16 protein-coding genes are annotated in these 15,408 nt (G+C 46.3%); 6 read left to right on the forward strand and 10 right to left on the reverse strand.

Features of this window, described 5'->3' with window-relative positions; all coding sequences use genetic code 11:
* Positions 1-5 precede the first annotated feature (5 nt).
* The 4 genes from ACR1R9_RS17720 to ACR1R9_RS17735 all read left to right on the forward strand — a co-directional run bounded on the left by ACR1R9_RS17720 (position 6) and on the right by ACR1R9_RS17735 (position 3,601).
* A complete protein-coding gene (locus ACR1R9_RS17720; protein ID WP_433923092.1) occupies positions 6-1,637 on the forward strand; it encodes a thiamine pyrophosphate-binding protein in 1,632 nt (543 codons plus the stop codon).
* 12 nt (positions 1,638-1,649) lie between these two features.
* Complete coding sequence (locus tag ACR1R9_RS17725; RefSeq protein ID WP_076289801.1) at positions 1,650-2,018, forward strand: carboxymuconolactone decarboxylase family protein; 369 nt, start codon at positions 1,650-1,652, stop codon at positions 2,016-2,018.
* Positions 2,019-2,203: 185 nt separating this feature from the next.
* Positions 2,204-2,554, forward strand: a complete 351-nt coding sequence (locus tag ACR1R9_RS17730; RefSeq protein WP_076289802.1) for a hypothetical protein — start codon at positions 2,204-2,206, stop codon at positions 2,552-2,554.
* Between the two features lie 54 nt (positions 2,555-2,608).
* Entirely contained in the window at positions 2,609-3,601 is a 993-nt protein-coding gene (locus tag ACR1R9_RS17735; protein WP_433923091.1) for a 3-oxoacyl-[acyl-carrier-protein] synthase III C-terminal domain-containing protein, read from the forward strand.
* 216 nt (positions 3,602-3,817) lie between these two features.
* Here ACR1R9_RS17735 and ACR1R9_RS17740 read toward each other — a convergent pair whose 3' ends face one another.
* The 7 genes from ACR1R9_RS17740 to ACR1R9_RS17770 form a co-directional block, all read right to left on the reverse strand.
* Entirely contained in the window at positions 3,818-4,387 is a 570-nt protein-coding gene (locus tag ACR1R9_RS17740; RefSeq protein ID WP_099854743.1) for a manganese catalase family protein, read from the reverse strand.
* Positions 4,388-4,480: 93 nt separating this feature from the next.
* The gene (locus tag ACR1R9_RS17745; protein WP_063564297.1) at positions 4,481-4,756 is read right to left on the reverse strand and encodes a spore coat protein CotJB; all 276 of its coding nucleotides are present in this window, start codon (positions 4,754-4,756) and stop codon (positions 4,481-4,483) included.
* Positions 4,746-4,985, reverse strand: coding sequence for a spore coat associated protein CotJA (locus tag ACR1R9_RS17750; protein WP_076289847.1), 240 nt, complete (start codon positions 4,983-4,985; stop codon positions 4,746-4,748). Before ACR1R9_RS17750 ends, ACR1R9_RS17745 begins: the two co-directional genes overlap by 11 nt.
* Positions 4,986-5,207: 222 nt before the next feature.
* On the reverse strand, positions 5,208-6,593 hold the full coding sequence (locus tag ACR1R9_RS17755) for a hemolysin family protein (RefSeq protein WP_373561707.1): 1,386 nt from the start codon (positions 6,591-6,593) through the stop codon (positions 5,208-5,210).
* A gap of 52 nt (positions 6,594-6,645) precedes the next feature.
* On the reverse strand, positions 6,646-7,782 hold the full coding sequence (gene yfkAB / locus ACR1R9_RS17760; protein WP_433923090.1) for a radical SAM/CxCxxxxC motif protein YfkAB: 1,137 nt from the start codon (positions 7,780-7,782) through the stop codon (positions 6,646-6,648).
* A 220-nt stretch (positions 7,783-8,002) separates the two neighbouring features.
* Positions 8,003-9,121 carry an HD-GYP domain-containing protein gene (locus ACR1R9_RS17765; RefSeq protein WP_099854750.1) on the reverse strand — a complete coding sequence of 373 codons (1,119 nt, stop codon included), beginning with the start codon at positions 9,119-9,121 and terminating at the stop codon, positions 8,003-8,005.
* A gap of 70 nt (positions 9,122-9,191) precedes the next feature.
* Positions 9,192-10,622: a bifunctional metallophosphatase/5'-nucleotidase gene (locus tag ACR1R9_RS17770; protein WP_433923089.1), complete on the reverse strand. Its 1,431-nt coding sequence runs from the start codon at positions 10,620-10,622 to the stop codon at positions 9,192-9,194.
* A gap of 120 nt (positions 10,623-10,742) precedes the next feature.
* Here ACR1R9_RS17770 and ACR1R9_RS17775 point away from each other — a divergent pair, with 120 nt between their 5' ends.
* Positions 10,743-11,489, forward strand: a complete 747-nt coding sequence (locus ACR1R9_RS17775) for a molybdenum cofactor biosynthesis protein (protein WP_099854754.1) — start codon at positions 10,743-10,745, stop codon at positions 11,487-11,489.
* Positions 11,490-11,613: 124 nt separating this feature from the next.
* Positions 11,614-12,663: an HD-GYP domain-containing protein gene (locus ACR1R9_RS17780; RefSeq protein WP_076289852.1), complete on the forward strand. Its 1,050-nt coding sequence runs from the start codon at positions 11,614-11,616 to the stop codon at positions 12,661-12,663.
* Between the two features lie 140 nt (positions 12,664-12,803).
* Here the strand turns inward: ACR1R9_RS17780 and ACR1R9_RS17785 are convergent, their stop codons facing one another.
* The 3 genes from ACR1R9_RS17785 to sufB form a co-directional block, all read right to left on the reverse strand.
* The gene (locus tag ACR1R9_RS17785; RefSeq protein ID WP_208642727.1) at positions 12,804-12,935 is read right to left on the reverse strand and encodes a YjcZ family sporulation protein; all 132 of its coding nucleotides are present in this window, start codon (positions 12,933-12,935) and stop codon (positions 12,804-12,806) included.
* A gap of 108 nt (positions 12,936-13,043) precedes the next feature.
* Entirely contained in the window at positions 13,044-13,763 is a 720-nt protein-coding gene (locus ACR1R9_RS17790; protein ID WP_433923088.1) for a M23 family metallopeptidase, read from the reverse strand.
* A 245-nt stretch (positions 13,764-14,008) separates the two neighbouring features.
* Positions 14,009-15,406 carry a Fe-S cluster assembly protein SufB gene (sufB, locus tag ACR1R9_RS17795; RefSeq protein WP_062319997.1) on the reverse strand — a complete coding sequence of 466 codons (1,398 nt, stop codon included), beginning with the start codon at positions 15,404-15,406 and terminating at the stop codon, positions 14,009-14,011.
* Between the last annotated feature and the right edge of the window lie 2 nt (positions 15,407-15,408).

Here is a 15,408-nt window from a genome sequence, read left to right on the forward strand (position 1 = left end):
CCCGCATGAGAACAGTTGCGGACTATTTGGCAGAAGCTCTGCGTAATTTAGGCGTTACTCATGTCTTTGGTATTATCGGAAAATCCATATGTCCTGCTGTCCTGAAAATGGTTGATTACGGTTTGGAATTCATTCCAGGTCGCCATGAGTCCAGTTCAGGCTTTGCCGCATCGGGCTATGCCCTCCAAACAGGAAAACTGGGTGTGGCCTTCGCCACTTCTGGTCCAGGCGGAACCAACTTACTCACCGCTGCTGCTCATGCAAAGGCCAATAATTTGCCCGTCCTGTTTATTACAGGTCATCAATCCATTCAGGAATTGGGGCTTCCGCAATGTCAGGACTCCTCTTCCTACTTGGCTGATTTGGCGGAAATGTTTCGTCCTGCCACCCTGTTCAGCAAGCTCGTGGAGCGCGGTGATCATTTCAGCACCATATTGAATCACGCCCTTTCCATTGCACTCGGTCCCAACAAAGGTCCGGTCCATCTCTGTCTTCCGTTTGATGTACAAACTGAACAGCTCGCTGATTTCCGGGTGGTCATCCCGGAGCCAGAACCCCTGATTAGCGTATCCAACCTGAATCGTATCCTTCCCTTACTTCAACAGTCCAGTCATCCTTTAATTATTGCAGGCAAAGGTGTCAGCCGCGCCAGAGCCCATGATGAATTGCTCCATTTTGCTGAACATTTCAATATTCCTGTCATTACTTCTCCAGGAGGAAAAGGTGCCATTGCCTGGGATCATCCCCTATATCATGGGCCCTGCGGTGTTGGCGGCTTCCCTCATGCAGATGAACTGCTGAATCAAAGTGATCTTTATATCGTACTCGGTTCACGTCTGAGTGATATGACAATCTGTAATTTGAAACCTGCAAACCACCCTGCACATCTGATTCAATTCGATGCTGATCCTACATTCGTTGGTAAAATACTTAACGCTCAAACCTTACATATCACCGGCGACCTGAAGGACAACCTGCAGTTTTTGCTAGGCACACTGACAGAACGTCCTGTTGTTCCAAGAGAAACGACCACTGTGGATTACACCGTACCTCTCCCGGATCTGCCGCATCTGTCCTTGGCTTCCATCTTGGAAGAAATGAGTGAACTGCTTCCATATGATCATAAGCTGTTTGTGGATGATGGCAGTCATGGTTTTCATGCGGTTCAACGGTATAAAGTCAAGAAACCCGGCAGCTTTGTGTTTGACGCCTACTTTGCCTGCATGGGCAATGCCATAGGTATGGCTATTGGGGCCAAGACTGCCGCACCGGAAGAAACCATTGTATGCATTACAGGTGACGGATGCTTTATGATGCTTGGAACCGAGATTAACACCGCTGTATGCAACAATCTGCCGGTCATCTTCATCGTTGTAAACAATAAACAGCTGGATATGGCACTGAAAGGCATGGAAAAAACAACAGGTCGAATTGATGGCACTTTATTTGAGGTTCCCGTGGATGCGGCAAAGTTTGCCGAGTCGCTCGGCGCTGTTGCTTTTCGGGCAGAAACACGGGCTGAGTTCACCTCAGCTCTCCAGGCCGCGCAGCAACTGAACCAAGTTACTGTCATTGAGCTTCTTACCGATCGCGACGAGATCCCACCCACGGCTCACCGTACCGTGACTTTGAATTAGGAGGAACATAGCATGAGTGAACAAGTGACTCAAGGATTGGAGCGTTTTGCAAAACTTTCCGGTGAATATGGTGCAAAAGCACTGGCACCGATTAAGGATCAGTTCCCTGAGCTCGCCGAGTTTATTATGGGAACAGCTTACGGGGATATTTTTCAGCGTACAACCATCACCGATCAATGGAAGGAAGTTGCGATTATCTCCTCACTGATCTCACAGGGGCAGTATGAGCAGTTGGGGGTTCATTATACGATGGCGTTAAGTGTCGGTGTAACCGTGGATCAGCTCAAAGGAATTTTGCTGCATCTGGCACCTTGTGTTGGCGCCCCACGAATCATCAGTGCTTTTAATATATTGCTCACTACACTGGATGAAATCCAATAATTCACTCTTCTACATTTTTATACACGATTCGACTTTTTTATTGATCTTATTACATCTCTACCTTTATAATATGGTTAAATTATCCTTCGAATCAGCTACATCTCAGAAGCAGTCAGCGAGGGCCTCAAGGCCTATGTCTTGGTTAGCAGGATAGCCTTAACTCATTTAAAGGAGAGAAAACAATCATGGGAAGTTTTATACTGAAAACTGACGTTCCGAACAAGGTGTTGAACATTGAACTGGAGGGCTCTTTCTCTCAAGAAGACGGTTTACGTTCCATCTCGGCATATCAGGATACGATCGCTCCGATTAACACCAAGGAGTATGAGCTGAATATTGATTGCAAAAAGTTGAATGTTACTGCTCCGGAAATTGTGCCTCTTCTCGAGGGCTGCCTGCAAATGTTCAAAAAAGATGAATATAAAAAAGTGGTGTTGACGCTTGAGAATAATGCCATTCTGAAAATGCAGCTGTCCCGTCTTGGACGGTCTGTCGGATTGGACAATCTTGAGATCATCTCCACGGTAACGACATAATAAACCAGGCGGACATGCTGAGGGTTCACCCATCCGCTCAAGAGGAGAATGAAGATGGCTGGAATTCGTATTGTAGATATCGATATCTATCATCCAACGAACAAGGTGGGCAATGACTTTTATATTGAACATTTTGATGCAAGAGGTGTAGATATTCGGGGATTGTTAAAGGCACTTGGGCGTGATACACGTTACAAAATTGACAACGATGATGAAAACTCACTAAGCATGGCCTTTGAGGCCGCCAGTAATTTGCTCGAAAAGACCGGACTCACCGGTTCCGACATCGATCTCATTGCTTATGCAAGTCAAACGCCGGAATACATCTTTCCTACGAATTCCTTAATGATTCATCGCCTGATTAACGGGGCATCCCATACCATCTGCATTGACAGCAATGCCAACTGTGCGGGCATGACCGCAGCCTTTGAACAAGTTAGCCGTCAGATGCTGGGCAATCCCAGAATTCGTCGTGCTTTGATTATTGGCTCGGATTACATCGCTCCTCACGCCAGTCCAGACGATCCTGTGTACTTCGCGAATTTTGGGGACGCAGCAGCAGCTGTTATTGTTGAACGGGACGAGCAGGCAGTCGGATTTATTGACTCGATTTACCAGACTGATACCTGTGTGTACGGCAATTCTCTCTTCCCGGCAAAAGGTCTTGCAAAACTAGGCCAAACCGGTGTTGACGCAGGTGCCTTCCATGTAAAATTCATACCGTTTGATGATTCCATCTGTGTAGGCGCTGCCTCTGATTCGATTCGAACTTTGCTAAGTCGTAATGAAATCGGTGCAGATGAGATCAAAGCCGCTTGTTTCTCCCAATTATCCATTGGCAATATACGTGCTGTATCCGAGAACATTGGCATTGGCGAAGATATTGCCGTCTACATTGGAGACGAATTCGGATACACCTCAACCAGCAGTCCGTTTATTGCATTGCATCAAGCCATAACATCCGGCCAAATTCAGCGTGGTGATAAAGTGCTGTTCTGGACCGTTGGCGCTGGGTGGCAAAATGTTGCCATGGTCGTTGAATACTGAGAGTTTGACACGGAACCCCAAAAAGCAGGGCAGCCTTTTTTAATAAAAAAGGACGGTCCTGTTTTTTTATTATTTTTTTGAGATGATAACTTTTACTGGATACATCCCATTACCCTTACCTCAAAACCAATGAGGAGCATGATCTGAACAATTCCTTTCATCGCAAAAACCGCTCTCTTGACAGAGAACGGCAATGAGAACAATATGTTGTCCTTTTCAGAAAATCTTCTTCGTCTCCCGATCATCCTTCAGAATCTCGACTGCCTCACGAAAACGCAAGGAATGCACAATCTCCCGTTCCCTCAGAAACTTGAGGCTATCCTGTAGATCAACGTCATCCGTAAGATCGATCAACCACTGATATGTAGCCCGTGCCTTCTCTTCCGCTGCAATATCCTCGTACAAATCCGCGATAGGATCTCCCTTCGAGGCAATATAGGCTGCTGTAAATGGCACACCGGAAGAATTGGTATAAAACAGTGCAGAGTCACGCTGTGCGTAGTTTGGACCAAGCCCCGCTGCTTCCAGTTGCTCCACCGATGCATCTTTTGTCAATTTATATATCATTGTTGCAATCATTTCCAAGTGAGCGAATTCCTCGGTTCCTATATCATTCAACAGCCCGATAATCTTGTCCGGAATCGTATACCGCTGGTTCAAATACCGCAGGGCAGCCGCCAGTTCTCCGTCTGCGCCCCCATACTGTTCCGCCAGCAATTTCGCCATATGAGGATCACATTTGCTAACCCGAACGGGATATTGCAATTTTTTCTCATACACCCACATGCAGACGCCTCCTCTATAAAATCAAATTCAACCTGTTACGATCCCTCGAGCTCCTAGCCTGGAACGTCTGCAAGGAAACCCGAGGCTGTTATCTCATACTTGCCAAGGCCATGGCGTCTGGGACCATTCCCACGGATATTTGGAGAAAGCATGCCCAAAATTCATCAGAGGTCCGTACAATTGCTGAAACTCATGCGCCACCCTCATCCGCTCCTGGCTGAATTTGTTGTATTGCTCGATGCTTTGATAGTCGCCCGGGTGGGTGTCCAGATACAGATTCAACTCAACCAATACAAAATCGAGTGCCTGAAGTTCCTCCAGCAGCTCATAGTATTTTGCATCACAGGCTTTAGGCGCTTCAGGTTCCATCTGCTTCCACCTTCCTTCCCTTCGAGCTCGCAGGTGTATAAGGACTGTATAAAGCAGGCCACAACGTTCCAACTCTTAAGGCTTCTGCGGGACTGAACTGCGGCCAGCCCATCGGCTGAAATGGGATAAACAATTGCGGAGGAACTAGGTACGTCCGAATCGTCTTCGGTGGACATGGATCAAACGGCCCCACAAAAGGGGCGTAAGCACGAAGCTGCGGATCTGACACAGAACAACGCCTCCTCCATCACTGATTTGGTACATTCGACATCGCTTCATTCCAAGCTTTCATTTCCCGTCTCTATAACCATATGTCGCTGTCCCCCAAGTTAATCCCATATTTAGCTGAACGCAAAAAAAGACCTTCGAACGACTTACCCCGCTGGGCAGTGTCCAAAGGTCACTTCATTTGATATGGAGGCTATGTGCCCAATGATTATTTCATCAATACTCAGTCCCTGTCACGTTCACGATCATCCTGCATCGAACCTGGTTCCTGTTCTCCTATTTCGACCTTATTTTCTTCAGGATCAGGTCGCTTATATACCTTCACTCTGGTAATTCGGAGACGGGTGGATTCTTCCACTTCAAAGACATAACCGTTTTGCTCCCGTGTTTTACCTTTGACCACGCTGCCTTCCAATTCCTTGAACAGCCAGCCGCCAATCGTATCGACTTCCTCATCCTCAATGACAGCACCGGTCCATTCATGAACCTCTTCAATCAGGGAGCGACCATCAATGGAAAAGGCTTCTCCACTGCGCTCCATATGCGGACGTTCGTCTTCGAACTCATCATACAGATCGCCAACGATCTCTTCCAAAATCTCTTCAGCAGTCAGCAAGCCCGCTGTACCGCCATATTCGTCGACCACCAGTGTCATCTGGGAGTGCTTTTTCTGCATCAGACGAAGTACATGACTGATCTCCATCGATTCAGGAACATTCAGAATCGGACGAACAAGCGCAGCCAGATCATGCTGCTGGTCAGGTTCAGCAAGAAGCAGATCGGTAATGTGGATAAATCCGATAATCTCATCCTTATCCTCAACAGCCACAGGATAACGGGAATGCTTCGTTGCATTAATGATTTTCAGGTTTTCTTCCAGCGACATATGAGTATACAGACAGTCCATATCCGTACGTGGCAGCATAATTTCACGTGCCAGCATATCCGAGAAATCAAAGATGTTATCCATCAGTTTGATTTCATCCTTATCGATGACGCCACTTTTCGCACTTTGCTTCATCAAAATTCGAAGCTCATCTTCCGAATGGGCCTCTCCTTCGCTGGCGGGTTCAATGCCTGCCAATCGCAGCAGTGCATTGGCTGACGCGTTCAGTACCCAGATGAATGGGAAGAAAATTTTATAAAATAACAGCAACGGTGCCGATAGCAGCAAAGCCACTCCGTCTGTTTTTTGGATTGCCAGAGATTTGGGCGCAAGCTCACCCAGCACAATGTGCAAAAACGTAATGATACAGAAACCGATGATGACCGATACCGTGGATATAAGTCCTGTATCTGCTACACCAAGCTTGAACATCAGAGGCTCGACCAGTAATTCGGAAATGGCCGGTTCACCGAGCCAACCAAGCCCCAGCGATGTCAACGTGATTCCGAACTGGGTTGCCGATAGATAGGCATCCAATTTACCATTCACCTTCAGGGCATAACCAGCCAACTTATTCCCTTCACTCTGTAATTGAGTGAGGCGTGTTTGTCTAACTTTGACCAGAGAAAATTCCGCTGCGACAAATACGCCATTCAAAAATACGAGCAGAAACACACAGACCAGATTAAATACCAACTGCCCAAGATGAAATTCGGTATGAATACCCAAGTCGAAACTCCCCTTTTCTATCTATTTCAGGAATACACCTGGAATATCAACGTGTAATTGCTTTTCTCGATTTGAAATCCACACCTTTATAATACATATCTGCCACTAGCAGATTCGGACCGCAGCAAGAAGCAGCATCACAATGACAGTTCACTGTCTGATTCAAGGGATGTTCCGCTGACCACTCATGGAATACATCATCCAGCTTCCGGTCACGAATGTTGCCAAACGCCGGGATGTCGGCAAAATCGGTCACATACACGTTCCCGGTGAACATGTTGACGTTAACGCGGTTACGACCGTCGGGATCATTACGAACCGTGACTTTAGGCTCGCTATACAGGCGGTTAATCAGTTCACGATCCTGCTTTGCTGCACTGCATGCGAAGAACGGAAGTGTACCAAACAGCATCCACATATCCTTGTCACGCGCATCCAACAAACGATGAATAGCCGCTCTCATATGATCAAGGGAAAGTACCGGCAGCGAAGAAGCAAAATTCGAATTATACATCGGATGCACTTCATGACGGACACAGCCCATCTCACGGATCAATTGATGAATGCCCTCAAGCTTGTCATGGGTACGGAAATTAATCATGGACTCCGCAGAGATAAACATGCCCGCTTCACTGAGTTTACGGGAATTTTCAATCATTTTCTCATACATCTTCACCGCAACTTCCCGCTTTACAGGTCTACCACTGTTGGCAAACCCGACTTGGTGAAAATCATCGGCATTCAGATAATTGAATGAGATATGCATTACGTCCAGATAAGGCAGAAGTTGCTCATAGCGACGGTAATCCAGCGTCAGATTCGAGTTGATCTGGGTACGAATGCCCCGTTCCTTGGCATATTTGAGGAGCGGAATGATCATCTCATCCACGGTCTTCTGGCTAAAGCTCGGCTCACCACCCGTCAGACTAATCGTCTGAAGGTGCTCAACCTCATCCAGCCTTTTAAGCATCAAAGGCAGCGGAAGCGCAGGTGCTTCGCGCATCGTTAACATATCTCCTACCGCACAATGCTCGCAGCGCATATTGCACAGATGAGTCACGGTCATTTCTACACTGGTCAGCACATGGCGTCCATATGTACGCAAAGAGCCGATCGGATCCCAAGGATCATTAGTCGGCGATAAAGGCATCGGTTCTACCGATCCTGAGTTTAGCATGGTCATTGTTCTTCACCTTATTCCTTTTATTAACCTAAAAAGTTTTATTTACAACATACCCCGTCTTCAACTTTTGGAGTTATCTTTAATCATAGCACAATTTCCTGTGCTCTGGCATGAGCATGCTCTGTCCATTACATGACAAAAAACGCCCGTGTAATATCAGGCCGGCTCGGTCCTGATATTACAATATGAGCGTTACCCATTATCCATTGACGTCAGGTTATCAAAATAATTCGCCACGTACTGAAGCTGGCGTAGCGTCTTCCACACCTTCAACGCCTGTAATCATAACAGACAACGCTGTGGACAGATCGATCTCGTAGGGTGCACTTAATGTCTGGCCGTCTGCATCCTTGAGAACACGAATGCGTGGTCGTTGCGGAACGCGCGTATGGATGTCTGCAACAACCCCGACCTCCCCTGTACTCAGCGTGACGGAGATACCTAAGGGATAAATGGCTACGCAATCACGGAATTTCTCCAGCATTCGCTGTTCATATAAAGTCCCTGAACCCGTGTATAATACTTCCACAGCTTGATGTGGCAGCAAAGCTTGTTTGTATACCCGATTGGTTGTCATCGCATCATACGAGTCGGCAAGGGCCAGCCACTTGGCGTACTCATGAATCTCTTTGTCTTTCAAACCAAAAGGATAGCCGCTGCCATCAATCCGTTCATGGTGTTGTAATGCGCAATGGGCAGCAAGGAGCGGTATACCCGGTTCATCTTTGAGAATACGATGTCCATATGTAGTATGCTGCTGTATGATTTTAAATTCCTCATCGCTCAATTTGGCCGGCTTGTGCAGAATTTCTGGAGCAATCTGCGTTTTACCGATATCATGCAACAGAGCTCCTAGTCCAATCTCCATTAACTGCTGCCGAGTATAGCCTGATGCCACACCAAGAACCAGCGTATACACACATACATTAAGTGAATGATTATACAGATCAAAATCACTGGCGTTCATATCCATCAGCATAATCATCGCTTCCTTTTGACTGCCAATGTCCTCCAGAATCGTATTCATTAATCCGCTAAGTGCTTTTCCGAAGTGTGGGATTCGGCTTTTGGTTTTGAGACCCGACATGCTCTGAAACTGCTGTTTGATCTCAACTAGCGCTCTGCGCCTAGTCTCTTCCTGCAGCATATCCGGAATAATGATATCCTCTGTTGCTGCATCCGATATATACACATATCCAATCCCCAGGTCCTTTAGACGTCCAATCAACCGACTGGTCAGCTCTACTCCCTCACTGAGCAGCACCAAACCCTCTTCACTATAAATTCGTTTCCCCAGCTTCATGCCAGGCTGCAATAGGTTTATATGTACTAAACGCACAGCCTATCCTCTCCCGCTCCGTAGATGTAATTTCCACTAGCCGCCGCTTCAGCAGAAGGCAAGTAACTTGTTAGATTTCATGCCAACGGGACCGCAGGCTGTCATCCAGCGCCCCTGGCCTTTTTAGTTCCGATTCGAGCAGATCACGTATGAATTCAGGAAGTCGATACGCTGTATCCGTTCCAAGAGCAAGGGACGTATAACCTACGTTAAACGTAAACATGTCGAGTGTTCCTACGACATATTCTTGTTCATCGCGCATCGGCTCGCCCCCAATATATATGGCACGAATTTTCTCGTATGGAGGCGAATGGGGATCATACTCCACATCCATTCCATCCATGCACAATGTTCCTAAAATCTCACCGCGAAATCCAAATCCGATAATCGGTTTACGTGAAAACTCTGACAACAGGGACTGCTCCAGAGCTTCCCGAATTTGAATTCCATTCAAGCATATTGTACAGGCATTAATGGGAGATGGACATAGGGAATGTAACATTCCCTTTGTGATATTCCCCTGCGGAAGATCTCCAAGAAGCTGCCCCGCGTTAACCAGAGACAGCTGTGCTCCAGTGAATTGACGAACTGCTTGGGCAAGCAAAGACGCAAACGGAGACTCATGATCGTAATCAATGGTCAGCGTCCTATCCGTAATAACGGCTGTTTGGCCCAGCGAACGCTCAGCTTCCGTCCGGTGTGTATCTATAGCCAGCGACACGCTTTCTTCGAGCAACATGTTCTGGACTGGAACACAGCCGCTGCTCACCAGTGTAAGTTCATTCGCTTCATATTCCCGCTCCAGTACCACCTTACCCAGCCACTGGCCAAACTTTCCTGCCGCTCCAAGCACCGTCTGACCAATGACTAAAGGTTCTTCCAGTATATGATGTGTATGACCGCCCAGAATGACATTGATGCCCTGAATCTGTTCGGCCAATCTGCGATCTGTGGAAAGCCCCAGATGGGACAAGATAACGACTACATCCACCTGAGAACGTAAAGCTCCAACTTGCTCACGCAGCGTCTCTACTGGGTCCAATACATCCCAACCCAACAATTCATAAAAGGCAGTAAAGGGTGCTGTAGCACCAAGCAAGCCGATGCGAAATGGCCCCTTCTCCAATATGAGAGAGGATTTCATCCAGACTGGTGGCAGGCCCGTAGCCTGATCCACAACATTTCCACAAACAACAGGGCACAGAAGTCCAGAATATGACTGCGTCAGTTGTTCGGGTGTAAATGTTAGTCCTTCGTTGTTCCCGATCGTTATCGCATCATAACCGGTCAGATTAATGATATCCACGTTGGCCGCCCCTAGGGTTCCCTCCGTCTCAACTGCCATCCGGTCCATATGATCTCCGATATCCACGACCAGAAATTCTCCAGCCTGTTCTTTCTCATGTCCAATCATGGCGGCGATGGAGCTCATGGAGCCAAAATGACTATGGATGTCATTGGTGTGTAGAATCGTTAATGTTTGCGCCTTCTTGGTGCTCATCACACCGCCTCCCTCTTATCGTCGATAACGTACATTCCTCTAATGGATAAGCATAACATTTTCCGCGTCGTTATGATATATTTATAGGGTTTAGAGATTAAAAAGAGGTGAGTAATTTCCATGAAATTAACAATTCAACTATTTGCAGGAATCGCTGAACGTCTGGGCACATCCCTGCTTGAATATGAATACCCCGGAACGGATCCAACTCCTGTGCAATTAAAAGAAAAACTGGGCCTTGCTTATCCTGAAGCGGCAGATCAAATACGTGTTTCTTTTCTGGCAGTGAACCAGCAGTATGCTTCTGCCGATATTATAATCAAGGCTCAGGATGAACTTGCCTTAATTCCCCCTGTATCGGGAGGAGATGGTACCCATTTGAATGGTGACGGACATCGTTCATCCCATCCTGAGCATCGTACGGATGATGGATTATTCCTGATCACCCAGTCCCCACTGTCCGTGGAAGCTACAACGGAGCTCGTCATCACTGCAAACCATGGAGCAGCCCTTACCTTTGTTGGCACCACCCGCGAAATGACCGGACAGCAACGAACGGTTCATCTTGAATATGAGGCCTATGTACCTATGGCACTTTCTCAGATGGCAGCTATCGGTAATGAAATTACTGAACGCTGGCCAGGCGTAAAATGTGCGATTAGCCATCGGATTGGGAAGGTAGACGTAGCAGAGATCAGCGTCGTTATTGCCGTTTCCTCCCCTCATCGCAGTGACTGTTACGACGCAAGCCGTTACGCGATTGAAAGACTCAAACAGAATGTGCCCATCTGGAAAAAAGAAATATGGGAAGATGGTTCCGAGTGGAAAGGTCATCAATTAGGACCCTGGAACCCCACAGACAATTAATTAACTAGTCATTCGACCTGTCCAAAAGGTGATGAAATTAGTAAATAAGTCGTTGTCAACCCATTTTTTTCTTGTTATTATAATCATATATGTCGATATTAGTCGAGGAAAAGGTGGTTTATACGTGAGAGTGCATGTTACTGATCTTAAAACTGGCGACCTGTTAAAAAATGATGTGTACAACAGTTCGGGTCTCCACATGCTGATGAAAGGTTCCACACTCAGCGACGATGATATTGCCAAGCTGCTGCAGCACGGAATCGATTACGCAGATGTAGAACATACAACATCTGACCTACACTCTGATGCACAAACCTTACCTTCCGATCAAACCCGTCTGTTAACTAACCTGTTTAACGATACGATCAAAGGTACAGAATCTCTATTTGAACAAGCCATGGAGAAGGGTTTTATTGATGAGACTCAGGTCGATGAAATTTTGATAACCTTAACGGGACAACTTGAAAAACAAAAGGACGTTGTCTCCTTGCTGCTGATGCTTGACGGAGATAACGACTACACCTACAACCATTCCTTACAAGTCGGAATGCTCGCTTTTTATATTGCCGGCTGGATGGGATACAACCCTGAGGAGTGTCTAACTGTAGCCAAAGCAGGATATCTTCACGATATTGGCAAGTCCAAGATTCCTTCTGAAATTTTACATAAGCCGGGCAAATTAACGCCCGAAGAATTCGAAGAAATGAAGAAACATACGTTATATGGTTATGAGATTGTTAAAGAGTCCACTCAGGACGAGATCCTTGCAACCGTTGCCCTCCAGCATCATGAGCGCGAGGATGGAAGCGGCTACCCTCATGGACTGAAAGGTGACGAGATACATCCATTTGCCCGTATAACGGCTGTAGCCGATGTTTACAGCGCGATGACGACCACTCGGGTGTATCAGACCAAGCAAGAACTAATCTCCGTGCTATGCGAATTGTACAGCCTCAGTTTCGGTCAGTTGAATGCTGAAGTTACGCAGGAACTCATCAAACATATGCTACCCAATTTTATTGGCAAAAGGGTTCTGCTCACGACCGGCGAAACCGGTCTGATTGTCTTGAACAACCCTGCGGATTACTTCCGCCCACTCGTTCAGACCTCTACAGCCTTCATTGATTTAGCAAAGGAAAGAGATGTAGCTATCGTTGAAATTTATATCCAGTAAGCATTAGCATTCAGTTATGCACAGCAGCAGTTAGAGTAATCAAATTCAAGAGAGAACATGTCACGTTTACATGCTTTACATGTAAACAAAGGGAAGCCCTTAAGGCTTCCCTTTGTTTTATTATTAATCGTTCATTCCGATTAAACGCAGAATGCTTTAGTGATGATAACCAACAGAATGAACAGTACCAAAATCGCACCTGTGTTAGTGAACATATTGTATCCGCCTACGCCGCCTACGTTGCCACCACAGCCATATCCAACTTCGCTCATGTGATTGCCTCCTCTTCATCAGGTATACCCTAACATATGACGTTTGCGTATGGATGAACCGGGCGAACTGGCAACATTCAATAAATAGTTATCTGCCTGCTTTGCCTGTTAACTTGAGGAAGCGGAAGAGACCTTAATGCCCTTCTCCTTGCGATACATGATGACAAGCAATCTCCAAAAGTCATAACTACCTGTTTCGTTATTTATATACGATTGGTAATAATGATAAGCTTCCTCAGCCCAGGACGGACAAGCCATACTTGAAATGTTTTTCTGCTGCTGGATCCAGGCCGACTGGGATTCCAGCATCTTCTCCATCGCTGTTAACCGCTCTCTTTCCTCCGTCGTCATTGGGGTTCCCTCCTGTCCTTCAACCGTTGAACTATATTCAGATTGCAAGTAGATTCCTGGATCAACAACACCATTCTCACTAGCCGTGTATCCATACGAAGGGGAGCTCGTTTTGCGTACCTCATAATGCACATGCGGACCCGTGCTTTCACCTGTACTTCCCTGATTGCCAAGAAGCTGCCCTTGTTTTACTTGCTGTCCAACTTTCACTGCAATTCGGGAAAGGTGAGCATAACAATGTAAGTAGCCCCTATGATCCTTTACCGCAACCGTAAGCCCGTAGCCGCCGAATCCTGAGCCTGTAGCACCTTCCGAAGCAAAGCGTACAGTCCCGTCCATAAATGCATGGATGGGGCCATTCCATGGCTCTGTGACGAGATCGATTCCGCGATGAAATGTCTGGCCGCCAGAAATAGGATGGATTCGGTAGCCAAATGAACTTGTAATCCGATATCCCTTAAACGGATTTATGCTCATGTATTCACATCCTTTTCTATCATTAGATGCTTAAATCTAGTAAATGGCTTGTGCTATTGATCCTATTTCATTACAAATAAACCCAGATAGAGCATTCAAGTATGTTTTTTACTGCAATAAAAAAAGATCGAGGAATAAACTCCCTCGATCTTTCTTGATGCTGTATATAGATCACGTGAAACTGATTCAGCATAACTTCGCCACAATCAAAATCGACGTTTTCGAAACGTGCTAGGGCAGGTGGATTAACCAATAGACCCTTCCATTTCAAACTTGATCAATCTGTTCATCTCTACCGCATATTCCATCGGCAATTCCTTCGTGAACGGTTCAATAAAGCCCATGATGATCATCTGTGTTGCTTCTGCATCAGTCAAACCACGGCTCATCAGGTAGAAGAGTTGATCTTCGGACACTTTGGATACCGTAGCTTCATGCTCCAGCATGATGTTATCATTCATGATTTCATTGTAAGGAATGGTATCGGATGTGGACTCATTATCCAGAATGAGTGTATCACATTTGATATTGGATTTTGCACCTTCCGCTTGGCGACCAAAGGAAGCCAGACCACGGTAGGTTACTTTACCACCATGTTTACTGATCGACTTGGATACAATTGTTGATGTTGTATCTGGAGCCAAGTGAATCATTTTCGCACCTGCATCCTGATGCTGATTTTTACCAGCTACAGCGATGGACAGAACCGAACCTTTAGCTCCGCGGCCTTTCAGTACAACTGCTGGATATTTCATCGTCAGTTTGGAACCGATGTTGCCATCGACCCATTCCATCGTTGCATTTTCTTCAGCAACGGCACGTTTAGTAACCAGGTTGTAGATGTTTGGTGCCCAGTTTTGAATCGTTGTGTAACGAACACGGGCATTTTTCTTACAGATGATCTCAACAACCGCACTATGCAGTGAGTTCGTGCTGTAGATTGGAGCTGTACAACCCTCTACATAGTGAACGAAGCTGTCTTCGTCCGCAATGATGAGTGTACGCTCGAATTGTCCCATATTTTCGGAGTTAATCCGGAAGTAGGCTTGCAGAGGCACTTCACATTTTACGCCTTTAGGCACGTAGATGAAGCTTCCTCCGGACCATACCGCACTATTCAATGCAGCAAATTTGTTATCTGCTGGTGGAATAACGGTTGCGAAATATTCACGCAGGATTTCCGGATGCTCTCTAAGTGCAGTATCCGTATCCATGAAGATTACGCCCTGATCTTCCAATTCTTTTTGCATGTTGTGGTAAACAACTTCGGACTCATATTGAGCCGATACACCTGCGAGGAATTTTTGTTCCGCTTCAGGGATACCCAGTTTATCAAAAGTTTCCTTGATTTCGGAAGGTACCTCTTCCCATGTTTTCCCTTGTTTTTCAGAAGGACGAACATAGTACTGAATATCGTTGAAATCCAATCCGTCGAGATCTCCGCCCCATTTAGGCATCGGCATTTTTTCGAATTGTTTCAGGGATTTCAAACGGAATTCCAACATCCATTCCGGTTCGTTCTTGATTTTGGAAATCTCCGTAACGACTTCTGCAGTCAGACCTTTACCGGTTTGAAAGATGGATTTGTGTTCGTCGCGAAAACCATATTTATACTCTTCCATTTCTGGTGCTTTTTTAGCCATCT

This window comes from Paenibacillus taichungensis (assembly GCF_050994985.1).
GTDB lineage: Bacteria > Bacillota > Bacilli > Paenibacillales > Paenibacillaceae > Paenibacillus > Paenibacillus taichungensis.